The organism is Candidatus Binatia bacterium, assembly GCA_036563615.1.
In the GTDB taxonomy this organism is placed as follows: Bacteria; Desulfobacterota; Binatia; order UBA12015; family UBA12015; genus DATCMB01.
Genome location: DATCMB010000006.1, coordinates 764804 through 788599, shown reverse-complemented (window position 1 = coordinate 788599; position 23796 = coordinate 764804). Strand labels below are relative to the sequence as shown.

Sequence of the window (23796 nt, the reverse complement as noted above, 5' to 3'; positions counted from 1 at the left end):
CGGATCGGACCGAAGATAACCAGAACGGCCATGCATCAGCACGAATCGATCGAGGCCTGGCAGCACGACCACAACTACCTGACCGACGAGCACGCCCGGGCCGAGCGCAACACCTGGCGCGTCATCTGGCTCACCGGGGCGATGATGGTGATCGAGATCGTCGCCGGGTCGCTGTTCGGCTCGATGGCGCTGCTCGCCGACGGCTGGCACATGGGGAGCCACGCCTCGGCGCTCGGCATCAGCGCGTTTGCCTACGCGTACGCGCGGCGGCACGCGGACAACGCGCGCTACTCGTTCGGCACCTGGAAGGTCGGCGTGCTGGGCGGCTACACGAGCGCCGTCGTGCTCGGCGTGATCGCCGTGCTGATCGCGTGGGAGTCGCTCGGACGCTTCTTCTCGCCGCTCTCGATCAGCTTCAACGAGGCGATCCTGGTCGCGGTCGTCGGCCTGGTCGTGAACCTGGTCTCGGCGTGGCTGCTCGACGCGCCGCACCCCGATCAGGAGAAGGCGCATGGCCCCGCCGACGACGCCACGGTGGTCCGCCGCGCGCACCGCGAGCACCGCGACCACAACCTGCGCGCCGCCTACTTCCACGTGCTGGCCGACGCGCTGACCTCGGTGTTCGCGATCGTCGCGCTGCTCGCCGGCAAGTACCTCGGCTGGCTGTGGATGGACCCGTTCGTCGGCATCCTCGGCTCGCTGATCATCGCGCGCTGGGCGATCGGGCTCTTGCGCGACACCTCGCGCGTGCTGCTCGACGGCGACGTCGAGCCCGAGCTCGCCGAGCGCCTGAAGCAGCGCATCGAGCGCCACGCCGACAACCGCATCACGGACCTGCACCTCTGGCGCGTGGGACCCCACCAGCTGTGCGCGATGATCAGCGTCGTCACGCACGACCCGCGCCCGCCCGAGCACTACAAGCGGCTGATCGAGGACGAGATCGACCTGTCGCACGTCACCGTCGAGGTGAACCGCTGCCCGGGTCAGACCTGCGCCGTGCAGTGAGCGCCGCGCGACGGGCGGCGTAAAGCACCGCACCGCTCCTCGCGCGACGGCGCCGCGCGTTGTAAGCGTGCGCCCGTTATGGCGCACGACCAGAGCTCTGAGACCACCGCGACGCTGCCGAGCTTCCACATGGGCTTCGACAGCGCCATGGGTTTCCGGATCCTGCACGCCGACCGCGACCGCGTCGAGGTGGAGTACGAGGTCGGCGATCAGCACCGCCAGCCGTACGGCATCGTGCACGGCGGCGTGCACTGCGGCGTGATCGAGAGCACGTGCTCGACCGGCGCCGCGCTCGACGCGATGTCGCGCGGGCAGAGCGTCGTCGGGCTCGACAACCACACGAGCTTCGTGCGCGCGGTGCGCAGCGGCAAGATCCGGGTGGTCGCGACGCCGGTGACGCGCGGACGACGCACCCAGCTCTGGGAAGCGACCGCGCGCGACGAGCAAGGTCGCGTGGTCGCGACCGGGCGCGTGCGGCTCCTCTGCCTGGACGCGGGAACGGAGCTCGCCGGCGAGAAGCTGCCGTCGCGCGGCTGAGCTCGAGACAACGGCTGTCCGGACCATCCCGTAGGTTGCCGAGCGCTCCGTGCACGTCCACCGCAGCAACCGCACCGAGAAGCTCGTCGACGTCCTCTGCGAGGTGGTGGCGCGTCCGCTCGCGAGCCCGTTCGCGCAGGAGACGATCGTCGTCCAGGGCCGCGGCATGGAGCGCTGGCTCGCGATGCAGCTCGCGCGCCGCCTCGGCGTCTGGGCGAATCCGGACTTCCCCTTCCCGCGCCGCCTGATCGAGCGCGCCTTCGCGGCGGCCGCGGGCGCCGACGAGTCCGCCGGCGCGGTCTACGAGCCCGAGACGCTGACCTGGGCGGTCGCGGACCTGCTGCCGCAGCACCTCGAGCACCCGGCCTTCGAGCCGATCCGCAGCTACCTCGCGTCCGACGAGCGCGGGCTGCGCCGTCTGCAGCTCGCGCAGCGCATCGCCGCCACCTTCGACCAATACGTCGTCTTCCGCCCCGACATGGTGCTGCGCTGGGAGAGCGGCGCCGAGGAGCACTGGCAGGCGATCCTCTGGCGCGCGCTGGTCGAGCGCCTCGGCCCGCACCACCTCGCGGCGCGCGAGGAGCGCTTCCGGCGCCGGCTCGAGCAGATCGACCGGCTCGAAGGCTTCCCCGAGCGCGTCAGCCTGTTCGGGCTCTCGACGCTGCCGCCGCTCTACGTGCGCGTGCTGTTCGCGCTGTCGCGCGTGGTCGAGGTGCACCTCTTCGTGCTGAGCCCGTCGCGCGAGTACTGGGCGGAGATCCGCTCGGCGTCCGAGATTCGCCGCGCCGTCGAGCGCGCGCCCGGCGACGTCACCGAGGAGGAGCTGCACCTGCGCGAGGGCAACCCGCTGCTCGCCTCGCTCGGACGCCTCGGCCGCGACTTCCAAGCGGTGCTGGAAGCGGGCGGCGACTACGTCGAGGACGACACCGACCTCTACGTCGACCCGGGAACCGGCAGCATGCTCGCGACGCTGCAGTCGGACATCCTGAACCTGCTCGAGCGCCGCCACACGGCTCCCGAAGGACGCGAGCACGAGCGCCGCCCCGCGCTGCCGCTCGACCCGAACGACCGCACGATCGCCGTCCACTCGTGCCACTCGCCGATGCGCGAGGTCGAGGTGCTGCACGACCAGCTCGTCGCGCTGTTCCAGGAGATGCCGGGCCTGCAGCCGCGCGACGTCGTCGTCATGACGCCGTCGATCGAGCTCTACGCGCCGCTCATCGAGGCGGTGTTCGGCGAGGTCGACACCCGGCCGCGCATCCCGTACCGCATCGCGGATCGCGGCTCGCGCGCGACCGACGAGATCGCGGACGCTTTCGCGCGGCTGCTCGAGGTGCTCGACGGCCGCATGCCCGCGTCCGACGTGCTCGACCTGCTGCGCATCACGGCGATCCGCGAGCGCTTCGGCATCGAGGCCGAGGAGGTCGACGTCGTGCGCGAGTGGGTCGCCGAGGCGGGCATCCGCTGGGGCATCGACGCCGCGCACCGTCGCGCGCACGGCCAGCCGGAGATCGCGCAGAACACCTGGCGCTTCGGCCTCGACCGCCTGCTGCTCGGCTACGCGATGCCGGGCGAGGAGCGCCGGACGTTCGCCGGCACCCTGCCCTACGACGACGTCGAGGGCAGCGCGGGCGTGCTGCTCGGCAAGGTCGCGGATTTTTGCACGACGCTGTTCCGCTTCCACGACGAGCTGTCCGCGCCCCGCACGCTCGACGAGTGGCGCGACGACCTCGGGCGGCTGCTCGATGCCATGGTGGCGAGCGACGACCGCACGGCGGATCAGCACCACACGATCCGCAAGGCGCTCGAGAGCCTCGCCAAGCGCGCGCGCAGCGTCGGCTTCACCGATCCGCTGTCGTTCGATGCGGCGCGCGACCTCGTGCGCAGCGAGATCGCCGAAGCGCGCACCGCGCGCGGCTTCCTCTCCGGCGGCGTGACCTTCTGCGAGCTCGTGCCGATGCGCGCGATCCCGTTCCGCGTCGTCTGCCTGCTCGGCATGAACGGCGACGCCTTCCCGCGCGTGCGCCGCCCGCTCGGCTTCGACCTGGTCGCGCGGCACCCGCGGCGCGGCGACCGCTCGGCGCGCGAGGACGACCGCTACCTGTTCCTCGAGGCGCTGCTCTCGGCGCGCGACCGTCTGTGGATCAGCTACGTCGGGCAGAGCGTGCGCGACAACACCGAGCTGCCGCCGTCGGTGGTGGTGAGCGAGCTACTCGACACGCTCGGCGAGTCCTTCGTCGTCCCCGACGACGGCGCGTCGGCAAACGACGATCCGAACGAGCTGCCCTCGGAGCGCGCGCAGCGCCGCATTCGCGAGCGCGTGGTCGTGCGCCATCCGCTGCAGCCGTTCAGCCCGCGCTACTTCAGCGGCGAGGAGCCGCGTCTGGTGAGCTACGCCGCCGCGTACTACCGCGGCGCGCAGGCGCTCGTCGGGCCGCGCCAGCCGACGCCGCGCTTCGTCCCGGCGCCGCTCGCGGCCGAGGCGCCGCGCGAGGTGACGGTCGACGAGCTGGTGCGCTTCTTCGAGCAGCCGGCGCGCACGTTCCTGCAGCGCCGGCTGCTGTTGTCGCTCGGCAAGGAGGCCGAGCCGCTCGACAACCGCGAGCCGCTCGAGCTCGACCAGCTCGACCGCTGGGAGATCGGTCAGCAGGTGCTGGCCCGCGTCCTCGAGGGCGAGGATCCGGAGGACGCGCTGACGATCCTGCGCGGCAAGGGTCTGTTGCCGCTCGGCGTGCCCGGCGACTGCGTGTACCGCGAGCTCGTTCCCGAGGTCGTGGAGATCGCGCAGCGCGCGCGGCGCGCGACGGCCGGCGAGCCGCTGCCGCCCTTCGAGATCGACGCCGAGCTCGACGGCGTGCGGATCACCGGACGCATCGGCGAGCTGTACGCGCGCGGCCACGTGCGCGTGCAGTTCTCGCGTCTCGGCGGCCGCAGCGAGGTCGTCACGTGGATCCGCCATCTGCTGATCGACGCCTTCGCGCCCGCGAGCTACCCGCGCTGCACGGCGATCGTCGGCCGGCCGAGCGGCAACGGCGGCGCCTACGAGGTGTGGTTCGGCGCGCCGCCCGACGCGCGCGAGCTGCTGCGGCGGCTGCTCGCGCTCTACCGCATCGGCGCGATGGTCCCGCTGCCGTTCTTTCCGCGCACGTCGCGCGTCTACGTCGCCGCGCTGCGAGGCGCGAAGCCGAAGGAGCCGGCGCAGGCGCTCGAAGACGCGCGCCGCGCCTGGGAGAGCGAGAAAGGCGACGCCAGCTACGAGCGTCAAGACCAATACAACCGGCTCGCGTTCATGGGCTGCGACCCGCTCGAGTCCGCGGTGGTGGTGCCGGACCTCGACCAGCCGCTGACCTTCGCGACCGTCGCCGAGGAAGTGCTCGGTCCGCTGCTCGACCACCGCAAGGAGGCGTCGTCGTGAAGCCGCTCGACCCGCTCGCGGTGCCGCTCGGCGGCACGACGCTGATCGAAGCCAGCGCCGGCACCGGCAAGACCTGGACGCTCGCCATGCTCTATCTGCGGCTGCTGCTCGAGCGCCGCCTCGAGGTGGGCCAGATCCTGGTCGTCACCTACACCAACGCCGCGACCGCCGAGCTGCGCGACCGCGTGCGCAACCGGTTGCGCGAGGCGGTCGCGTACTTCGAGCACGTCGAGGCGGGCGACGAGCGTCCGGGCGGACGCGGCGACGACGACCCGCTCGCCGTCCTCGCCGCGCGCTGCGCCGCCGAAGGCGGGCTCGCCGACGCGCGCAAGCACCTCGCGAGCGCGCTGCGCAGCTTCGACGAGGCCGCGATCTTCACGATCCACGGCTTCTGCCAGCGCATCCTGCTCGAGAACGCGTTCGAGAGCGGCGCGCCGTTCGAGGCCGAGCTGCTCACCGACGAGAGCCCCCTGCGCAGCGAGGTCGTCAAGGACTTCTGGGTGCGCGCGCTGCACGACGCGCCGCCGCTTCTCGTGCGCTGCGCGAGCGCGCACCAGGCGACGCCGAGCGACCTCGCGCACCTTGCCGGCAAGGTGCTCGCGCACCGCGACATGCCGGTCGTGCCCGACGACGCGTGCCGTCCGCCGCGCGAGGAGATCGAGCGCGCGTGCGCGGAGTGGCAGCAGGCGGTCGACGAGGCGGCGCGCATCTGGAGCGCGTCGCGCGACGACGTCCAGGAGCTGCTGGTGTCCGGCGCGCTGCGCGGAAAGGTGTACCGCAAGGATCGGGTGGCGAGCTGGTGCGCCGCACTCGACGCCTTCCTGACGACGGCGAGCGACGGGGTGCCGGGCGCCTGCGACAAGCTCTTCCGCTTCACCACCGAGGAGCTGCGCAAGAATACGGCGCAGGGGCGAACCACGCCCGAGCACCCGCTGTTCGCCGCCTGCGATCGCGTGTGCGCGGCCGAGCAGCGCTTCGCCGAGCTCGCCAAGGCGTGGTTCCTCGGCCTCAAGCGCGAGCTGGTCGACGACGTCCGGCGCGAGGTCGAGCGCCGGCACGAGGCCGCGAACACGCAGTCCTTCGACGACCTGCTCTACCGCCTGCGCGACGCGCTCCTGCGTCCGGTCACCGGCCGCGCGCTCGCCGCACAGATCCGCGAGCGCTTCCGCGCCGCGCTGATCGACGAGTTCCAGGACACCGACCCCGTGCAGTACGCGATCTTCCGCGAGGTCTACGAGGGCAGCGGCCAGCCGCTCTTCCTGATCGGCGACCCGAAGCAGGCGATCTACGCCTTCCGCGGCGCGGACGTCTTCACCTACGTCGACGCGAAGCGCGACGCCGGCGCGCGCGCGCACACGCTCGACACCAACCATCGCTCGACCCCGCGGCTCGTCGACGGGGTCAACACGCTCTTCTCGCGCGCCCGCGCGCCGTTCCTGTTCGACGAGATCCCGTACACGAAGGTCAAGGCGCGCCAGGGCACGCGCGCCGAGCTGCGCGGCGAGATCGCGGCGCGCCCGCCGCTCGAGCTGCTCGTCCTCACGCCGCCGCCCGACGCGAAGAACGGACGCACGAACAAGGGCTGGGTGAACCGGCGCGTGCCGCGCCTGATCGCGGGCGAGATCGTCCGGCTGCTCGCCTCCGACGCGACGATCGGCGACCGCCCGCTGCACGCCGGCGACGTCGCGGTCCTGTGCCGCACGAACCGTCAAGCAATGGCGGTGCAGGAGGCCCTGCGCGCGTGCGGCGTGCCGAGCGTCCGCCAGGGCGACGACAGCGTCTTCGAGTCCGAGGAGGCGGAGGACATCGAGCGCGTGCTGCGCGCGATCGCCGAGCCGGGCGATCCGCGGCTGCTGCGCGCGGCGCTGGCGACGCGCCTGATCGGACTCGACGCGCCGGCGCTCGCCGGGCTGCAGGCGGACGAAGCGCGCTGGGACGACTGGGCCGCTCATCTGCGCGAATGGCTCGACACCTGGACGAACCACGGCTTCATGGCGGCCTTCCGCCGCCTGCTCGACGTCTGCCAGGTGCAGCAGCGGTTGCTCGCGCTCGAGGACGGCGAGCGGCGCTTGACCAACGTGCTGCACGTCGCCGAGCTGCTGCAGGCGGCGTCGCGCGAGGCGCACCGCGGTCCGCTCGCGCTCGTCGACTGGCTGACGCTGATGCGCACCGACGAGGCGGCGCGCGCCGAGCTCGCGAGCGAGTCGATGCAGATCCGCCTCGAGAGCGACGAGAAGGCGGTGCAGCTCGTCACCATCCACCGCTCCAAGGGCCTCGAGTACGGCGTCGTCTTCTGCCCGTTCACCTGGGACGGGACCAGCTTGTACGAGGAGGACAAGCGCTGGATCCGCTTCCACGACGAGGAGCGCAGGCTGCGCCTCGACATCGGCTCGGAGCGCCGCGAGCAGCACAAGGAGCAGGCGAAGATCGAGGCGCTCGCCGAGAACCTGCGGCTGCTCTACGTCGCCGTGACCCGCGCGCGCCACCGCTGCACGCTGGTCTGGGGCAACGTCAATTACAACGAGGACGCCCCGCTCGGCTACCTGCTGCACCAGGCGCCGGGCATCGAGGACGGGCTCGAGCTGCTCGAGGCGACGCGCGAGCGCCTGAAGACGCTCGACCAGGCGACGCTGCTCGCCGATCTGCGCGAGCTCGAGCGTCACGCCGGCGGCGCGATCGAGGTGCGCGAGGCGACGATGCACGGCGAGGTCGAGCGCCGGCCGCTCGCCGCCGAAGCGACCGCCGCGCTCGCGCCGCTGCCGACCTTCGAGGACACCCTCGACCTGACGTGGCGCGTCTCGAGCTTCTCCGGGCTCGCCGCGTCCGGCGGCCGCATTGGCCACCAGGCGGAGGAAGGCCTCGACCACGACGCGACCTCGGACGCCGATCCGCCGCTGCCGCCCGGCGTCGCGCGCGGCCCCGAGGCGGTCGCGCTGCACGAGCTGCCGCGCGGCGCGCGCACGGGCGAGCTGCTGCACGCGATCCTGGAGCACGCGGACTTCCGCGAGCGCGATCCCGACGCGCTCGGCGCCGTCGTGCAGAACGAGCTACGGCGCTACGGCATCGAGGCGCGCTGGCAACCGGTGCTCGTCGAGGCGTTGCTCGACGTGCTCGCGACACCGCTCGACGCGCGGCGCTCGTTCGCGCTGTGCGACGTCGCGCCGGAGCGCCGGCTCAACGAGCTCCAGTTCCTGCTGCCGGTCGACTCCGCGTTCGACCGCGCGCGGCTCGCCGACTGCTTCGCGCGCCACGCCGGCCGCTCGTACCCGGCCGACTACCCCGCGCGCATCCGCAAGCTCGGCTTTCACGCGCTGCAGGGCTTCCTCGGCGGCTTCATCGACCTGGTCTTCGAGCACCAGGGGCGCTGGTACGTGGTCGACTACAAGTCGAACTTCCTGGGACCGCGCGCCGAGCACTACCGCGCCCACCTGCTGCCGCAGGTGATGTCGCTGCACCACTACTACCTGCAGTACCACCTCTACGTGCTCGCCCTGCACCGTCACCTCGCGGCGCGGCTGCCGGGCTACGACTACGAGCGCGACTTCGGCGGCGTCTACTACCTCTTCCTGCGCGGCATGTCGGCGAGACACGAGCTCGGCTGCGGTATCTTCCACGACCGCCCGAGCGCCGCGCTGATCGAGGATCTGTCGCGTCTGATCGGCGGTGCGCCGCTCGCAGCGGAGGCGCCGCACGGAGGCGAGCGGTGATCACCCTCGCCCAGCTGCGCGCCGCGGGCGTGCTGAGCCCGCTCGACGAGCAGTTCGCGCTCACGCTCGCGCGGCTCGCCGACGAGCGCGACCCGAGCATCGTGCTGGCGGCGGCGCTCGCGAGCCGTCAGGTCGGGCTCGGCCACACCTGCCTCGATCTGCGCCGCTTGGTCCACGAGCGCACGCTGGTCGCCGAGGGCGGCGAGAGAACGATCGAGATCCGCTGGCCGGAGCTCGAGCGCTGGTGCGCGGCGCTGCGCGCGAGCCCGCTCGTCGGCGCGCCCGACGATCCCGACGAGGCGACACCGCTCGTCCTCGACGCGCAGGGTCGGCTCTACCTGCGTCGCTACTGGTCGCACGAGCAGCGGCTCGCGGCCGCGATCCGCGCCCGCGCAAGCGACGACGGGCAGCGCGGCGGCGCGCGCAACGACGAGCTCGAGGCGGCGCTCGATCGGCTGTTCGGACCGGCGTCCGCTTCGCCAGAGGCGCCGCCCTCTGGTGCGACGCCCGTCGCTGTGCCGTCCGCGCCACCGGCCCCCTCGAGCACGGCGCGCTCGCGCGGCGCGCGCGACGACCGCCAGCTCGCGCTGCAGCTCGACGCGCCGTCGAGCGACGCTCGCTCGGACACGTCAAGCAACGCCCGGCCGGACGCGTCCGCCAGCCGCGGCGACGACGCGCAGCGCGCGGCCGCGCGCACGGCGGCGACGCGGCGGCTGTGCGTCATCAGCGGCGGTCCCGGGACCGGCAAGACCTCGACCGTCGTCAAGATCCTCGCCCTGCTCGCCGAGCAGCGGCTGCGCGCCGGCGAGCCGCCGCCGCGCGCGCTGCTGCTCGCGCCGACCGGCAAGGCGGCGATGCGGCTCACCGAGTCGATCCGCAACGCGAAGGCGCAGCTCGCCTGCGACGACGAGGTGCGCGCCGCGATCCCCGAGGCGAGCTCGACGATCCACCGCGCGCTCGGCGTCATCGAGGGCAGCACGACGCGCTTTCGCCACCACCGCGACAACCCGCTGCCGGCGGACGTCGTGCTGGTCGACGAGGCGTCGATGGTCGACCTCGCGCTGATGGCGCGGCTGGTCGACGCCGTGCCCGACGAGGCGCGTCTCATCCTGCTCGGCGACAAGGACCAGCTCGCGTCGGTCGAGGCGGGAGCGGTGCTCGGCGAGCTGTGCGCGGAGCCGCGCGACGACGGACCGCTCGGGCGCTGCATCGTCCACCTGACGCGGAGCTGGCGCTACCGGCCGGGCAGCGGCATCGAGGCGCTGGCGCGCGCGATCAACGCGGGCGACGCGGCGCGCGCGCTCGAGATCGTCGCCGATCCCGCGTACCCCGACGTGACGCGCGTCGATCCGGCGCGCGACCAGGCGCTGTCGCCCGCGCTCGAAGCGCAGGTGATGGATGGCTTCGCGCCCTACTTCGAGGCGTCGGATGCGGGCGAGCGCCTGCGGGCGCTCGAGCGCTTCCGCGTGCTGTGCGCGCACCGCCGCGGACCGCACGGCGTCGAGACCGCCAACTCCGAGATCGAGAGCGCGCTCGCGACCGCGGGGCGCATCGAGCGCGGCGGCGGCGCGACCTACGCCGGACGCCCGATCATCGTGACGCGCAACGACTACCAGCTCGAGCTCTTCAACGGCGACGTCGGCACGATCGTCGAGGTCGGCGGCCGCAAGCTCGCGTTCTTCGCCGCCGCCGACGGCGCGCAGCGCCTGCTGTCGCCGGCGCGGCTGCCGCCGCACGAGACGGTGTTCGCGATGACGGTGCACAAGAGCCAGGGCTCGGAGTTCGACCGGGTCGCGGTGCTGCTCGGCGACCGTCCGTCTCCGCTGATGACGCGCGAGCTGCTGTACACGGCGGTGACGCGCGCGCGCCAGTCGGTCGTGCTGCACGCGACCGAGGAGGTGATCGCGGCGGCGGTCGCGCGCCCGACCGAGCGCGCCTCGGGGCTGCGCGACGCGCTGCGCGGCTAGCGGCGACAAGCCCCTCGCGTCGCGCCGCGAAAGCCCCTTTACGTCGCGAGCCCGACCGTGTACAGAATGAGAATCCGATTCTCATTCCGATCGGAGCACGAGCGACCATGCGGGGAGCGAGCGCGGCGACGCTGCAGACCGTGAGCGGGCCGAAGCAGGCCCGCAGCGAGCGGACCCTCTACCGCCTGCTCGACGCCGCCGAGTCGCTGATCGCCGAGCGCGGCCTCGCGGGGCTGTCGATCCCCGAGGTGGTGCGCCGCGCCGGCTCGTCGGTCGGCGGCTTCTACGCGCGCTTTCGCGACAAGAACGAGCTCCTGCGCGCGCTCGAGGAGCGCTTCTTCCTCGAGGTCCAGGCGCGGCTCGACGCGCTCGCCGACGAGCGCCGCTGGGAGGGCGCGCCGATCGCCGACATCGTCGTCGCCGCGGTCGACGAGCTGGTCAGCGTCACGGCGTCGCGCCGCCACCTGATCCGCGCCTTCCTGTTCCGCGCCACGCAGGACGTGCAGATCCGCGACGACGCGGTGAGCTTCCGCAATCGCGCCGCGGAGCGCATCGCCGCGCTGCTGGTCGGCCGGTCGCCGAACTTCCGGCACCCCGATCCGGTGCTCGCCATCGACCTCGGCGTCCAGGCCGCGTTCGCGCTGATGAACGAGCACGTGCTCCTCGAGGGCACGCACGCGGCGGGACGCACGCTCGGGCTCGACGAGCTCAAGCGCGAGGTCGCGCGCATGTTCATCGCCTACGTCGGCATCCCGGACGGCGCGAGCGCCGGCGCGGCGCGCGCGTCGCAGCCGCGGAAGCCCAAGACCAACACGAAGCAGAAGAGGCTCTAGCGCTCGATCGTCGAGCAATCACGGAGGAAGTCATGGAATACGTCCAGCACAATCCACTCCCGATTCCCCCGGGCGGCCCCTACGAGACGCTCGACGCGACCATCCGGACCGTGCTCGACTGGCAGTACGAGCTCAAGCGCAAAAATCTGCTGCAGCTCTACGAAAAGGGCAAGACGCTCGCGTGGAACGCGAACGACCTCGACTGGTCGATCGACGTCGATCCGGAGCGGTTGGTGCGTGAGCGGGTCGCGAACGGCGCCGCCCAGCTGATGAACACCTTGATGAATCCGCCGATCAAGCTGCAGGACGAGGAAGCGGTGCGGATGCAGCTGCACATGAACTCGTTCATGCTGTCGCAGTTCCTGCACGGCGAGCAGGGCGCGCTGCTCGCGACCGCGAAGATCGTGCAGAGCGTGCCCTGGGAGGAGGCGAAGTTCTACGCCGCCAACCAGGTCGCGGACGAGGCGCGGCACGTCGAGGTGTACCATCGTTACTTGACGGAGAAGCTCGGCGTCTCCTACGGCATCAACGAGCAGCTCCGTCAGCTCCTCGACACGATCATCTGCGACAACCGCTGGGACATCACCTTCCTCGGCATGCAGATCATGGTCGAGGGGCTCGCGCTCGCCGCGTTCGGCGTCACGCGCATGCAGATGGCGGACGAGCCGCTCATCCAGGACCTCATCGGCCGCGTCATGGCCGACGAGTCGCGCCACGTCGCCTTCGGCGTGCTGTCGCTGCAGGACCTCTACACCAACGAGATGTCGTCGACCGACCTCAAGGAGCGCGAGGACTTCGTCATCGAGGCGACCCACCTGCTGCGCGACCGCCTGCTGATGGAGGCGGTGTTCGAGCGTCTCGGCTGGGACGTCAAGCTGTGGGTCGACTGGGCGAAGCAGACGCCCTTCATGATCGGCTTCCGGCAGATGATGTTCTCGAAGATCGTGCCGAACCTGAAGCGGCTCGGTCTGCTGACGCCGCGCGTGCGCGACGCCTACGAGAAGCTCGACCTGCTGAAGTTCGAGAACATGAAGGACTCGGTCGAGGACCCCGAGGTGACGCCGCCGCACGAGCTCGTCGAGCTGCTGATGCAGTTCATGTCGGCGAACCCGGCGGCGCAGCAGAACGCGGGGGCGACGCCGGCGGCGTAACGACTACGCCGGAGCGTCCGACGCCGGCTTGCCCGGCGTCCAGCTTGGCTCGGCCGCGCGAACGAGAGCTTCGAGCTCGTCGATCGCGCGGCCGAGCTCTTCTCCGAGGCCCGCTGGCAGCTCGGGCGCGACCTTGTCGACGATCGCGCGGTAGTACCACATCGTCCCCTCGCGCCCGCCGTTGAAGCGCCTCCACAGATCGCTGCCGAGCTTGCGGTAGTCGGAGACCACGGCGCGCAGGTTGTGCAGCTTGTCGCACGCGGTGACGAGGCGCGCCCTGTCGTCCACCTCGTCGAGGTGCGCGATGTACGCCTCCTTGCGCACGACCCACGGCGGCTTCGGCTCGGCGCCGTCGTTGTCCGAGCAGGCGTCGATGATCGCGACGACCTCGTCGCCGAAGCGCACGCGGATGTCCTCGCGCCGCGCGGCCCCGCCCGCGTCCTCGATCGCGTCGTGCAGCAGCGCCGCGATCGCCTCGTCCTCGCCGCCGCCGTGCTCGAGCACCAGCGACGCGACGGCGAGCAAGTGCGCGACGTACGGGATCTCCGGCGCGCCCTGCTCCTCCGCGGCCACCTTGCGGATCTGCTTCCAGTGGATGCGGGCCGCGTAGGCGAGCGCCTCCTCGAAGCGGCTCGTCAGCTTGGGATTCTCGGTTCGCTCGGGCATCGGCTCCTCGTCGGGAAGATCGTCAAGAAAATTGGATAGACGGTCGCTCCGCCGGGCGCCAGCGCGGCGCCGGCTCGCGGACGGCCCTGCCTTTCTGCTTCCGCGGGCCGATGAAACCGGACGCGAACACCGATAGGGAAGTCGGATGCGGGTCGACGCCCCGAACAGGCTCGCGGTCGACACGCCGCAGCGGCCCGCGCGGGCGCGCCGCCCGTCGTGGCTGCATCGCCTCGTCTGGAGCGCGGCCTGGGACGTCACGATGCGGGCGCTCGGCATCCTGTGGACGGGATATCTGCTCGCCTTCAGCGTGACGGGGCTCATGGCGTTCGCCACGGCGCACCCCGAATCGATGTCCGGCGCGGTCGTGGTCAGCGCGCTCGCCGCGCGCCTCGCGTTCGCGGTCTTCCTCCTCCTGCTGCTGCTCCTCTTCGTCGTACGGCTCGAGCCGGTCGCGCGGGCGGCGGGGGTCGCACCACGCCTCGCCGCGCTCGGCGGGACCTTCCTGCCGACGCTGTTCGGCTTCCTGCCGCGCCACGACGGCTCGACGGTGCTGAACCTCGCTTCGTTCGTCTGCATCGCGGCCGGCAACGCGCTCGCGGTGTACGCGCTGCTTCATCTGAGCCGCTCGGCGAGCATGATGGCCGAGGCGCGACGTCTGGTGACGTCGGGGCCGTACCGCTTCGTGCAGCATCCGGTCTATCTGTTCGAAGCGCTCGCGGTCGCGGGCGTGCTGCTCGGCTACCTGTGGCCGCCGCGCGTGGCGGCGGTCGCGCTCGCGATCTTCGCGGGCCACGTCTGGTGCCAGCTGCGGCGCATGCGGCACGAGGAGACGGTGCTCGACGCGGCCTTCCCGGAGTACGGTGGCTACCGCCGTCGCACCGCACGCCTGATCCCCGGCGTGTATTGACGGCGCGCGGACCCGCGCGCCTCCACGCACGGCCGCGAGCCGACGCGCGACGAGCGACCGTCCGCCACGGGCCGCGTTGACCTCCCCGGACATCCCTGGAACGCTCGCGGCGCCATGCCGCTCGACGTCGATCTGACCGACCTCGATCGCTTCGCGAACGGCTTCCCGCACGACGTGTTCACGCGTCTGCGGCGCGAGGCGCCGGTGTGGTTCCACCCGCCGACCGAGCACACGCCGGGCGGCGAGGGCTTCTGGGTGCTGAGCCGCTACCAGGACGTGAGCGACGCGGCGCACGACGCGGCAACCTTCTCCTCGCACCGCGGCGGCGCGCGCGAGGGCGGCGGCACGCTGATCGAGGATCTGCCGTCGGGCTTCGCGGCGGGCGTGCTGCTCAACATGATGGACGACCCGCGCCACCGACACTTCCGTCGACTCGTCACGCCGGCGGTGTCGCCGCGCGCGCTCGCGCGGATCGAGGACGAGCTGCGCAAGCGCACCGAGGCGATCCTCGACGAGGTCGCCGAGCGCGGCGCCTGCGACCTGGTCACCGACGTCGCGACCGAGCTGCCGCTGCAGGCGATCGCGTGGCTCCTCGGCATCCCGCAGGAGGATCGCCACCAGCTCTTCGCCTGGGCCAACGCGACGCTCGACTACGACGACCGCGACCTCGGCGAGACCAGCGACAAGGTGCGCGCCGCGCAGGCGTCGCTGTTCGCGTACGGCACCGAGCTCTTGCAGGAGAAGCGCCGCCGTCCCGCGGACGACATCCTCTCCGCCGTCGTGCACGGACGCATCCCGTGCGCGCACGCCGCCGGCGGGAGCGACGCCGCCGACGAGCCGCTGCAGGAGCTCGAGCTGCAGATGTTCTTCAACCTGCTGATCGCCGCCGGCAGCGAGACGACGCGCAACTCGATCGCCGCCGGCGTCAAGGCGCTGGTCGAGCACCCCGACGAGTGGCGCGCGCTGCGCGCGGATCGCTCGCTGCTGCCGACGGCGGTCGAGGAGATCCTGCGCTGGGCGTCGTCGACGCCCTACAACCGCCGCACCGCGACGCGCGACGTCGAGCTGCGCGGGCAGAAGATCCGCGCCGGCGACAAGGTCACGCTGTGGTGGGCGTCGGCGAACCGCGACGAGGACGTGTTCCCCGATCCGTTCCGCCTCGACGTCCGGCGCGATCCGAACCCGCACCTGACCTTCGGCCACGGGACCCACTTCTGCCTCGGCGCGGCGCTCGCGCGCCTCGAGATGCGGCTCGTGTTCGAGGGGCTCGTCGAGCGCTTTGCCGAGATCGCGCTCGCGGGTCCTGTCGAGTGGACGCGCAGCAACAAGCACACGGGCGTGCGCCACATGCCGGTCGCCTTCGTGCGCGATCCCGCCTGGAAAGGAGCACGCGCATGAGCGACGCGGCGCGGAACAAGCAGACCATCGAGCGCTTCTGGCGCGACCTCTACGCGCGCAACTTCGACGCGATCGGGACCTACTTCGCCGAGGACGGCGAGTACACCGACGTGCCGACGCCCGACGACGACGTCGCGCGCGGTCCGGCCGAGATCGTCGCCCGCCTGCGCCTCGGCCTCGAGCCGCTCGCCGCGATCCATCACCACCCGCGGCACATGATCGCCGAGGGCGACCTGGTGATGACCGAGCACGAGGAGGAGTGGCACTGGCCGAGCGGCGAGCAGATCAAGATCAAATTCGTCTCGGTGCACGAGTTTCGCGACGGCAAGATCGTGCGCTGGTGGGACTACCCCGATCTGCAGAAGCTGCTCGGCGCGGCGCCGCAGTGGTGGATCGAGCACGTCCTGAAGGGCTACCGCTGACGCGACGGGGCTGACGCGGCGCGCCGGACTAGAGCGTGACGCGGCAGGCGATGCGTCGACGCCGAGCGCCCGGGGTCACGCGCCGCCTCTGACGCGCCGCTCACGAGCGCGATCGGGCGCCGTACGGCGCGGATTGCGCCGTTCGCGCCGCGTGGACCCGACGCGACCCGGCGTCGCCCTTGCGCGCGTCGGCTCGCGTCCATACCGTCGGTCCCGCTCTTCGATGTCGCGTCCCTCGCCTACCCTCGCCACCAAGCTCTTCTACGGCTTCGGCTCGGTCGCCTTCGGCGTCAAGGACCAGGGCTTCGGCTTCCTGCTGCTGCTCTACTACAACCAGGTGCTGGGCCTGCCGGAGCAGCTCGTCGGCCTCGGCATCATGATCGTGCTGGTCGCCGACGCGCTGTCCGACCCGATCGTCGGCTACGCGTCCGACAACCTGCACACGCGCTGGGGACGGCGACATCCGTTCATGTACGCGTCCGCGATTCCGGTCGCGGTGTCCTACTTCCTGCTGTGGAACCCGCCACGCGACCTCTCCCACGGGGCGCTGTTCGCCTACATGGTGATCGTCGCGATCGTCATCCGGACGTTCATCACCTTCTACGAGGTGCCGAGCGCGTCGCTCGTCCCGGAGCTGACGTCGAGCTACGACGAGCGGACCTCGCTGCTGAGCTTCCGCTTCTTCTTCGGCTGGTGGGGCGGGCTCACGATGGGGCTGCTCGCCTTCCAGGTCTTCCTGCAGCCGGACGCCGAGCACGCGGTGGGCGTGCTCAACCCGGAGGGCTACCGCACGTACGGCTTCGCGGCGTCGATCATCATGGCGGTCGCGATCCTGACCGCGGCGCTCGGCACGCACCCGTACATCCCGTACCTGAAGAAGCCGCCGCCCAAGCGACCGTTCGAGCTCAAGCGCACGCTCGCCGAGCTGCGCGAGACGCTGTCGAACCGCGCCTTCCTCGCGCTGTTCGGCGCGATGGTCTTCGGCTCGATGGCCGCCGGCCTGATGGCGTCGCTCAACATCTACTTCAACACGTACTTCTGGGAGCTCACCGAGAGCCAGATGGCGGTGCTGCTGCTCGCCAACTTCGTCTCGGCAGCGCTCGCGCTCGGCATCGCGCCGCGGCTCTCGCGACGTCTCGGCAAGAAGCCGGCGGTGCTCTCGCTGTCGGCCGCGGGGCTCCTGCTCGGACCGCTGCCGATCGTCCTGCGCCTGCTCGGCCTGTTCCCGGCCAACCACTCGCCGGCGCTGGTGCCGACGCTGCTGGTGATGAACACGATCGTCGTGACGCTACTGATCTCGTCGAACATCGTCAGCGCGTCGATGGTCGCCGACGTCGTCGAGGACAGCGAGCTCAGCACCGGACGGCGCTCGGAGGGAACGTTCTCCGCGGCGGGCAGCTTCGTGCAGAAGTGCGTCTCGGGCATCGGCATCTTCACCTCGACGCTGCTGCTGAGCGCGATCGGCTTCCCGCAGGACGCGCAGCCGGGGTCGGTGCCCCCCGAGGTGATCCGCAACCTCGGCCTCGTGTTCGCGCCGGCGGTCGTGGTGCTGTACGCGGGGGCGATCTCGTTCCTCGCGCTCTACCCGATCGACCGCGCGAGGCACGAAGAGAACCTGCGCCGGCTGCAGGCCGCCGGACGCTAGGCAAGACGTCTAGCCGGGATCCGCTCCGCCGCCGCCGTCGCGCCCGAGGCGCTCGTCGATCGACAGCACGTCCGCGTCCCAGCCGCGGCGCACCATGCGCTCGAACACCGTCGACGCGTTGCGCGTCAGCGCCGGGACCGGCACCGGCGTGACCTGCGGGTCGCCGAGCGTGCCGGTGACGTGGAACTCGTAGACCAGCTCGCTCACGCCGGCGAACAGGCGCTGCAGCGTGCCGGCCACGGCGGCGACCGCGTCGCCGATCACCGGCAGGCCGCTGCCCGCGACCTTCTCCCGCACGTCGCCGAGCGGCACCAGGATCACGTCGACGTCGACGCGGCCGTCGAAGCCGACCTTGCCGTGTCCCTGCATGCCGATCGCCGGCGAGCCGAGCGCGACGTTGTCGAGGAACACCGTGCGGTCGGCGACGTGCAGCTCCGCGGACGCGCTGCTCACCGTCACCGCCTCGCTTCCGAGGCGCATCGCCTCGAGCAGCTCGCCGATCAGCGGGATCACGTAGAAGCGCTCGCCGCGCGCGCGCACCTCGCCGCGGCCGCGCAGCGACGAGAGCAGGGCGTCGGGCGCGAGCGTACCCTCGAGGTCGGCGCGTCCCGAGAGCGTGCCGGCGATGCGGTCGTCGCGCGCGGTGCCGACGTGGGCGGCGAGCGCCGAGAGGTCGAGCGCGCTCAGCTCGACGTCGCCCTGCCAGCGCGGGACGTCGGCGAGGCGCACGTGCAGCGGCGCCTTCACGTCGCCGCCGAAGACGCGGAACGCGAGGTCGGGGACGTCGATGCGCTCGTCGGCGAGCGTGGCGGTCGCTTGCAGATCGGAGAGGACGATCTGCGGCTCGTTGCCGAACGACAGCTTTGCGGAGTCGATCCGCAGGCGACGGGCCTCGAGCTCGATGCGCCCCTTGGCGTCGTCGATGGCAACAGGCATCCCGCCGGCGCCGTCGTGCTCCTTGCTCGTCGCTTGCGCTGTCACGCCGTCCGCGCCGAGGACGAGGCTCGCGCGGAGCGCGTCGACCTGGACGACGTCCTCGTCGAGGTCGAAGACGCCCGTGCCGTCGACGCGGACGCGCTCGCCGCCCTCGAGCCGCCAGCCGTAGGCGCGCGCGCCGCCCTCGTCCGCCTCCATCTCGAGATCGAAGCCGTCGAGGACGAGCGGCGCGCTCTCGCGCGCCGCGTCGGCCGCGCTGCGGATCTCGATCGTGGCGTCGCGCGCGACGATCCTGCGCAGCGGCAGGCGAGCGCGGCGCTGCGCGCTTTCCACCCAGAGCTGCGCCGCGTGGAGCAGCTCCTCGTCGTCCCGCAGCACCGTGAGGCGCGGCGCGCTGACGCTCAGCAGCGCGACCTCCGGCGGCCAGCCACCGGGAAGCCAGCTCAGACGCACGCGCAGGCTCGGGATGCGAATCCACTCGACGCGCTCGTCGATGCGCTCGCTCACGCGCTCGGCGCGCGCGCCGGCCGGCCCTTCCGCGCCCTCCCCGCCGGGCTGCGAGGCCAGCACCACGTCGTCCGCGACCACCCAGAACGGCGGCAGGAAGCTGAACGACCCGAACGAGACGTCGGCCGCGAAGCGGCGCTCGAGGAGCGCCTCGATGCGTCGCTCGACGAGCGGCGACGCCACCAGCCAGACGCCGACCCAGACGACCGCGAGCAGCACGAAGAGCGCCAGCACGAGCCGCAAAGCCCATGGCAGTCGCTGTCGGTGGCGTGGCATCGCGTGCAGCCCCGCGCGTCGGCACCTTGCCAGGAGCCACGCGGCGAGGTGCCCGGACGGGTCGAGATCCATTAGAAAGAGGAGGCGGACCTGCGGCAACCGATCCTCCGCGACGCGGACGCGCGCGACGCGGCGACGGAAAAGCCGCCCCCGGGCCGTATCAGGAACGTCGGAAGCGGCACCGCGACGCCGACGTCGCGCGGCCGCCGAGGAAGCCCATGCGCAGCGAAGCGGGCGACGATGAGCATCGCACGACGACGGACATCCTTCTTGCCGCGGTCCGCGACCGCGCCGGCCACTGCTGAGCCTTGGCGTCGTCGCCGCCAGGCGAGCAGCGAACCGCGCGCGCCGAGGGAGCGCTCGGCGACGCCTCGGACGATGCCCTCATGGCCGCGCTCGCAGCCGGCGACACCGACGCCCTGCGTGCGCTCACGCGCCGCTACCTCGCCCGCATCGTCGCGCTCGCGAGCCGCACGCTCGGCGACGCCGACGAGGCCGAGGACGTCGCCCAGGAAGCCTTCCTGCGGCTGTGGAAGTTCGCGCCGCAGTGGCGCCGCAACGAGGCGCGGGTCGGCACCTGGCTGCACCGCGTGGCGCTCAACCTCTGCCTCGACCGCCGCGCGCGCAAGCGCGAGGAGCTCGGCGATCCGCCCGACGCCGTCGACCCGGCGCCAGGCCCCGCGGGCGAGCTCGGACGTCGCGAGACCGCGGAGCTGGTGCGCGCCGCGCTCGACCGTCTCCCCGAGACGCAGCGCCACGCGCTCGTCCTCTGCCACTACCAGGGCATGCGCAACATCGAGGCCGCGGAGGTGCTGGGCGTGAGCGTCGAAGCCCTCGAGTCGCTGCTCGCACGCGGGCGACGCAAGCTGCGCGAGGAGCTGCGCGCGGTCGCGCGCGAGCTCTTGGAGGAGCCGTGAGCACGACGGTGCACCCGATCGACCTCGAGCGGCTCGCGACGCTGCTCGACGCCTACGGCGGCGACCCGCAGCGCTGGCCCGAGGCCGAGCGCGACGCCGCGCTGGCGCTGATCGCCGCGAGCGCCGACGCGCGCCGTCTGCACGACGAGGCGCGGCGTCTCGACGCGCTGCTCGACGCGCTGCCGGCGGCGACGCCGTCGCCGGATCTCGAAGAGCGGATCGTCGCCGCGGCGCGCGCGAGCGGAGCCGCGGCACGTGCGGGCGTCGCGGCGCCGGATGCGAGCGGCGCTGGAGCACCTGCTCGCGAAGCCGCGGCTGCAGCCGCGCGACCGCTCGCCGAGCCGCGCGTCGTCCCGCTCGAGTCGGCACGCGCCGCGCGCCTGCGCGCGAGCCGCGGCCGGCTGCCGCTGGTCGCGACCGCGCTGCCGCTCGCCGCAGCGGCGGCGCTGGCGCTGTGGCTCGTCGGACCGCGCAACCTGCCCTTCGGCGAGCGCGCGGCGGCGCCGACCGCCGAGGTGGTCGAGATCCAGCTCGCGGACCTCGGCGTCTACGAGACCCCGAGCGACGCCCTGCTCGACGACGTGGTGCTCGACGAGGTGTATGCCGCCGAGCCGTGGACGACGTGCGACGACGACGAGCTCGGCTGCCTCGAGCTCGACGCGCTGACGCTCGATCCGGTCTCCCGGCGCAACGAAGTGAGGATCTTCTCGTGATCAAGACGCTGCACGCGATCTCTCGTGCGACCACGCTCGCCCTCGTCCTGGCGGCGGCGGTCGCGTGCGCCGGCGCGCCGACGGCGCTCGCCGAGCCGCCGCGGACCCCGCCGGGCATGGGCACCGGCTTTCGCCGGCCGATGTTCCTCGAGCACCTGTTCCGCCCCGAGCTGGTGATGCGCTACCAGACCGAGCTCGGGCTCACGCAGGAGCAAAAGGAGTCGATCACCGCGGCGATCAAGCGGGCGCAGGAGCGTCTCGTGCCGCTGCAGTGGGACGTCGAGGCCAAGGCGCAGGCGGTCGAGAAGCTCGTCGACCGCGACAAGGTGGACGTCGATCAGGCGCTCGCCGCGGCGTCCGAGGTGATCGCGCTCGAGGGCAAGATCAAGCAGGAGCACCTGCGCCTGCTGCTCGAGATCAAGAACGCGCTCACGACCGAGCAGCAGCAGAAGCTCGCCGAGCTGCGTCCCGATCGTCGCGGCGACGGCCGCGGTCCGCGTCCGCTCGACAGGCCGGGATCCGGCAGATAGTCACTCCCGAGCAGGGAGGACGTCATGCACGACCTGGTGATTCGTAGCGGCACGGTGGTCGACGGGACGGGCGCGCCCCGCAAGCAGGCGGACATCGCCGTCGACGGCGGCAGGATCGTCGCGATCGGGAAGGTCAGCGAACGCGGCCGACGCGAGATCGACGCCAAGGACCTCTTGGTCACCCCGGGTTGGGTCGACGTGCACACGCACTACGACGGCCAGGTGACCTGGGACCCGGTGCTCGCGCCGTCGAGCTGGCACGGCGTGACGACGCTCGTCATGGGCAACTGCGGCGTCGGCTTCGCGCCGCGGCGTCCCGGCGAGGAAGCGTTCCTCATCGAGCTCATGGAGGGCGTCGAGGACATCCCCGGCACCGCGCTGCACGAGGGCATCGACTGGCGCTGGGAGACCTTCCCGGAGTACCTCGACGCGCTCGAGGCGATGCCGCGCACGCTCGACGTCGCCGCCCAGGTGCCGCACTGCGCGCTGCGCGCCTACGTGCTCGGCGAGCGCGCGCACGACGATCCCACCGCGGACGAGATCGCCGAGATGGCGCGCTTGACGCGCGAGGCGCTCGCCGCGGGCGCGATCGGCTTCTCGACGTCGCGCACCTTCCTGCACCGCTCGAAGCACGGCCTCGTGCCGGGCACGAACTCGACGCCCGAGGAGCTGCTCCGCATCGGCCGCGCGCTCGGCGAGGTCGGGCACGGCGTCTTCGAGATGGTCGCCGACCTGCAGGGTCAGGAGCCGGACCTCTCGTGGATGAAGGAGCTCTGCGCGACGACCGGCCGCGTGCTGACGTTCGCGCTCGCGCAGACCGCGATCCAGCCGAACACCTGGCGCGAGACGCTGAGGACCGTCGAGCGGCTCGCCGCGCAGGGTCTGAAGATCGTCCCGCAGGTGCCGTGCCGGCCGACCGGCATGCTGTTCGGGCTGCAGAGCTCGTTCCATCCGTTCCTCTTCCACCCGACCTACGCGCGCGAGCTCGCGGAGCTGCCGCTCGCGGAGCGCGTCGCGCGCATGCGCGACCCGAACGTGCGCGCCCGCATCCTCTCCGAGGAGCTGCAGCACGAGAATCCCGTCGTGCGGATGATCGCCACCAACTGGGCGCAGATGTTCCCGCTCAACGACCCGCCCGACTACGAGCCCGCGCCGGAGACCAGCGTCGCGGCGATCGCGGCGCGCGACGGCAAGCGTCCCGAGGAGGTCGTCTACGACATGCTCCTCGAGCGCGACGGCAAGCAGTTCGTGTTCGCGCCGCTCGCGAACTACGTCGACTGCAACTTCGATGCGCTGCGCGAGATGATGCTGCACCCGAACACGGTGCAGGGGCTGTCGGACGGCGGCGCGCACTGCGGGCTGATCTGCGACGCGAGCATGCCGACCTTCCTGCTCACGCACTGGGTGCGTGACCGCAAGCGCGGCGAGCGCATCCCGCTCGAGCAGGCGGTGCGGCTGCAGACCGCGAACACCGCCGCGGTGTACGGCCTGCACGACCGCGGCACGCTCGAGGTCGGCAAGAAGGCGGACCTGAACGTCATCGACTTCGATGCGCTCCACCTGCACGCGCCGGAGATGGTCTTCGACCTGCCGGCGAACGGCCGCCGTCTCGTGCAGCGGGTCGACGGCTACCGTGCGACGGTGGTGAACGGCGAGGTGACGTTCGAGGACGGCGAGCACACCGGCGCTCTGCCCGGGAAGCTCGTCCGCGCGTCCTGAGCCGCGCGGGTCACCGGTGCGGATCGAGGTCGCCGCGGGCGTCGAGGTCGAGCGCCCGGCCGACGAGGTGTTTGCTTTCGCGGTCGCGCCGGAGAGCTTTCCGCGCTTCGTCCACGCGCTCGGGCCGATCCCCGCGATCGCGCGCATCGAGGTGCTCGACGGCCGCCCGAACGAGCCCGGCGCGCGCCGTCGGGTGACGATGAGCGACGGCAGCGAGGTCCTGGAGGAGGTCCTCGCGCTGGATCCGCCGCGCCGGCACGCCTATCGCTGGATCTCGCGTCCGGTGGCGCCGCTCCACCTCCTGGTGCGCGGCGCCGAGGGCGAGTGGCGCTTCGCTCCCACGGAGCGCGGCACGCACGTCAACTGGACCTATACGTTCGATCTCACGACGCCGCTCGTCTGGCCGCTGGCGTTCGCGACGCTGCAGATCTTCCGGCTGTGGATGCAGCGCGCGCTCGACCGGCTTCCAGCCGAGGTCGGGGCGGCGGTGAAACGATAGGTCACCTTGCGGCTTGGCAGCGGTCTCGCTGCCGACACGAGGGGTA

Annotated in this window: 18 protein-coding genes; 16 read left to right on the top strand and 2 right to left on the bottom strand. The window is 72.2% G+C overall.

All coding sequences use genetic code 11. The features are described from left to right. Nucleotides 1–30 precede the first annotated feature (30 nt). From dmeF to VIS07_06360, 7 genes are all read left to right on the top strand, one after another. A complete protein-coding gene (gene dmeF / locus VIS07_06390) occupies nucleotides 31–1005 on the top strand; it encodes a CDF family Co(II)/Ni(II) efflux transporter DmeF (GenBank protein ID HEY8515120.1) in 975 nt (324 codons plus the stop codon). 78 nt (nucleotides 1006–1083) lie between these two features. Then, on the top strand, nucleotides 1084–1542 hold the full coding sequence (locus VIS07_06385; GenBank protein HEY8515119.1) for a PaaI family thioesterase: 459 nt from the start codon (nucleotides 1084–1086) through the stop codon (nucleotides 1540–1542). 49 nt (nucleotides 1543–1591) lie between these two features. Then, complete coding sequence (gene recC, locus VIS07_06380; protein HEY8515118.1) at nucleotides 1592–4957, top strand: exodeoxyribonuclease V subunit gamma; 3366 nt, start codon at nucleotides 1592–1594, stop codon at nucleotides 4955–4957. Next, entirely contained in the window at nucleotides 4954–8664 is a 3711-nt protein-coding gene (gene recB / locus VIS07_06375; GenBank protein ID HEY8515117.1) for an exodeoxyribonuclease V subunit beta, read from the top strand. Before recC ends, recB begins: the two co-directional genes overlap by 4 nt. Then, nucleotides 8661–10631 carry an exodeoxyribonuclease V subunit alpha gene (recD, locus tag VIS07_06370; GenBank protein HEY8515116.1) on the top strand — a complete coding sequence of 657 codons (1971 nt, stop codon included), beginning with the start codon at nucleotides 8661–8663 and terminating at the stop codon, nucleotides 10629–10631. The genes recB and recD overlap by 4 nt, the downstream gene beginning before the upstream one ends. 107 nt (nucleotides 10632–10738) lie before the next feature. Then, nucleotides 10739–11464: a helix-turn-helix domain-containing protein gene (locus tag VIS07_06365; protein HEY8515115.1), complete on the top strand. Its 726-nt coding sequence runs from the start codon at nucleotides 10739–10741 to the stop codon at nucleotides 11462–11464. 32 nt (nucleotides 11465–11496) lie between these two features. Then, nucleotides 11497–12615 (top strand): ferritin-like domain-containing protein, encoded by a 1119-nt coding sequence (locus VIS07_06360; GenBank protein HEY8515114.1) that lies wholly within the window; start codon nucleotides 11497–11499, stop codon nucleotides 12613–12615. Nucleotides 12616–12618: 3 nt separating this feature from the next. Here the strand turns inward: VIS07_06360 and VIS07_06355 are convergent, their stop codons facing one another. Next, nucleotides 12619–13281: an HD domain-containing protein gene (locus VIS07_06355; GenBank protein HEY8515113.1), complete on the bottom strand. Its 663-nt coding sequence runs from the start codon at nucleotides 13279–13281 to the stop codon at nucleotides 12619–12621. Between the two features lie 145 nt (nucleotides 13282–13426). On the opposite strand from VIS07_06355, the gene VIS07_06350 reads away from it, so the two are divergent. From VIS07_06350 to VIS07_06335, 4 genes are all read left to right on the top strand, one after another. Continuing rightward, entirely contained in the window at nucleotides 13427–14188 is a 762-nt protein-coding gene (locus VIS07_06350; GenBank protein HEY8515112.1) for a methyltransferase, read from the top strand. Nucleotides 14189–14302: 114 nt separating this feature from the next. Then, nucleotides 14303–15586 (top strand): cytochrome P450, encoded by a 1284-nt coding sequence (locus VIS07_06345; protein HEY8515111.1) that lies wholly within the window; start codon nucleotides 14303–14305, stop codon nucleotides 15584–15586. Further along, on the top strand, nucleotides 15583–16008 hold the full coding sequence (locus VIS07_06340; GenBank protein HEY8515110.1) for a nuclear transport factor 2 family protein: 426 nt from the start codon (nucleotides 15583–15585) through the stop codon (nucleotides 16006–16008). The genes VIS07_06345 and VIS07_06340 overlap by 4 nt, the downstream gene beginning before the upstream one ends. 223 nt (nucleotides 16009–16231) lie before the next feature. Further along, a complete protein-coding gene (locus tag VIS07_06335; protein HEY8515109.1) occupies nucleotides 16232–17653 on the top strand; it encodes an MFS transporter in 1422 nt (473 codons plus the stop codon). Between the two features lie 9 nt (nucleotides 17654–17662). On the opposite strand, the gene VIS07_06330 is transcribed toward VIS07_06335, so the two are convergent. Then, nucleotides 17663–19330, bottom strand: coding sequence for an AsmA-like C-terminal region-containing protein (locus tag VIS07_06330; GenBank protein ID HEY8515108.1), 1668 nt, complete (start codon nucleotides 19328–19330; stop codon nucleotides 17663–17665). Nucleotides 19331–19680: 350 nt separating this feature from the next. Here VIS07_06330 and VIS07_06325 point away from each other — a divergent pair, with 350 nt between their 5' ends. From VIS07_06325 to VIS07_06305, 5 genes are read left to right on the top strand one after another with little or no spacing between them, the layout of a single operon-like run. After that, nucleotides 19681–20289: an RNA polymerase sigma factor gene (locus VIS07_06325; protein HEY8515107.1), complete on the top strand. Its 609-nt coding sequence runs from the start codon at nucleotides 19681–19683 to the stop codon at nucleotides 20287–20289. After that, the gene (locus tag VIS07_06320; protein ID HEY8515106.1) at nucleotides 20286–21002 is read left to right on the top strand and encodes a hypothetical protein; all 717 of its coding nucleotides are present in this window, start codon (nucleotides 20286–20288) and stop codon (nucleotides 21000–21002) included. Before VIS07_06325 ends, VIS07_06320 begins: the two co-directional genes overlap by 4 nt. After that, nucleotides 20999–21532 (top strand): hypothetical protein, encoded by a 534-nt coding sequence (locus VIS07_06315; GenBank protein HEY8515105.1) that lies wholly within the window; start codon nucleotides 20999–21001, stop codon nucleotides 21530–21532. Before VIS07_06320 ends, VIS07_06315 begins: the two co-directional genes overlap by 4 nt. A gap of 24 nt (nucleotides 21533–21556) precedes the next feature. Further along, a complete protein-coding gene (locus tag VIS07_06310) occupies nucleotides 21557–23251 on the top strand; it encodes a D-aminoacylase (protein HEY8515104.1) in 1695 nt (564 codons plus the stop codon). Nucleotides 23252–23267: 16 nt separating this feature from the next. Further along, the gene (locus VIS07_06305; protein ID HEY8515103.1) at nucleotides 23268–23750 is read left to right on the top strand and encodes an SRPBCC family protein; all 483 of its coding nucleotides are present in this window, start codon (nucleotides 23268–23270) and stop codon (nucleotides 23748–23750) included. Nucleotides 23751–23796 lie beyond the last annotated feature (46 nt).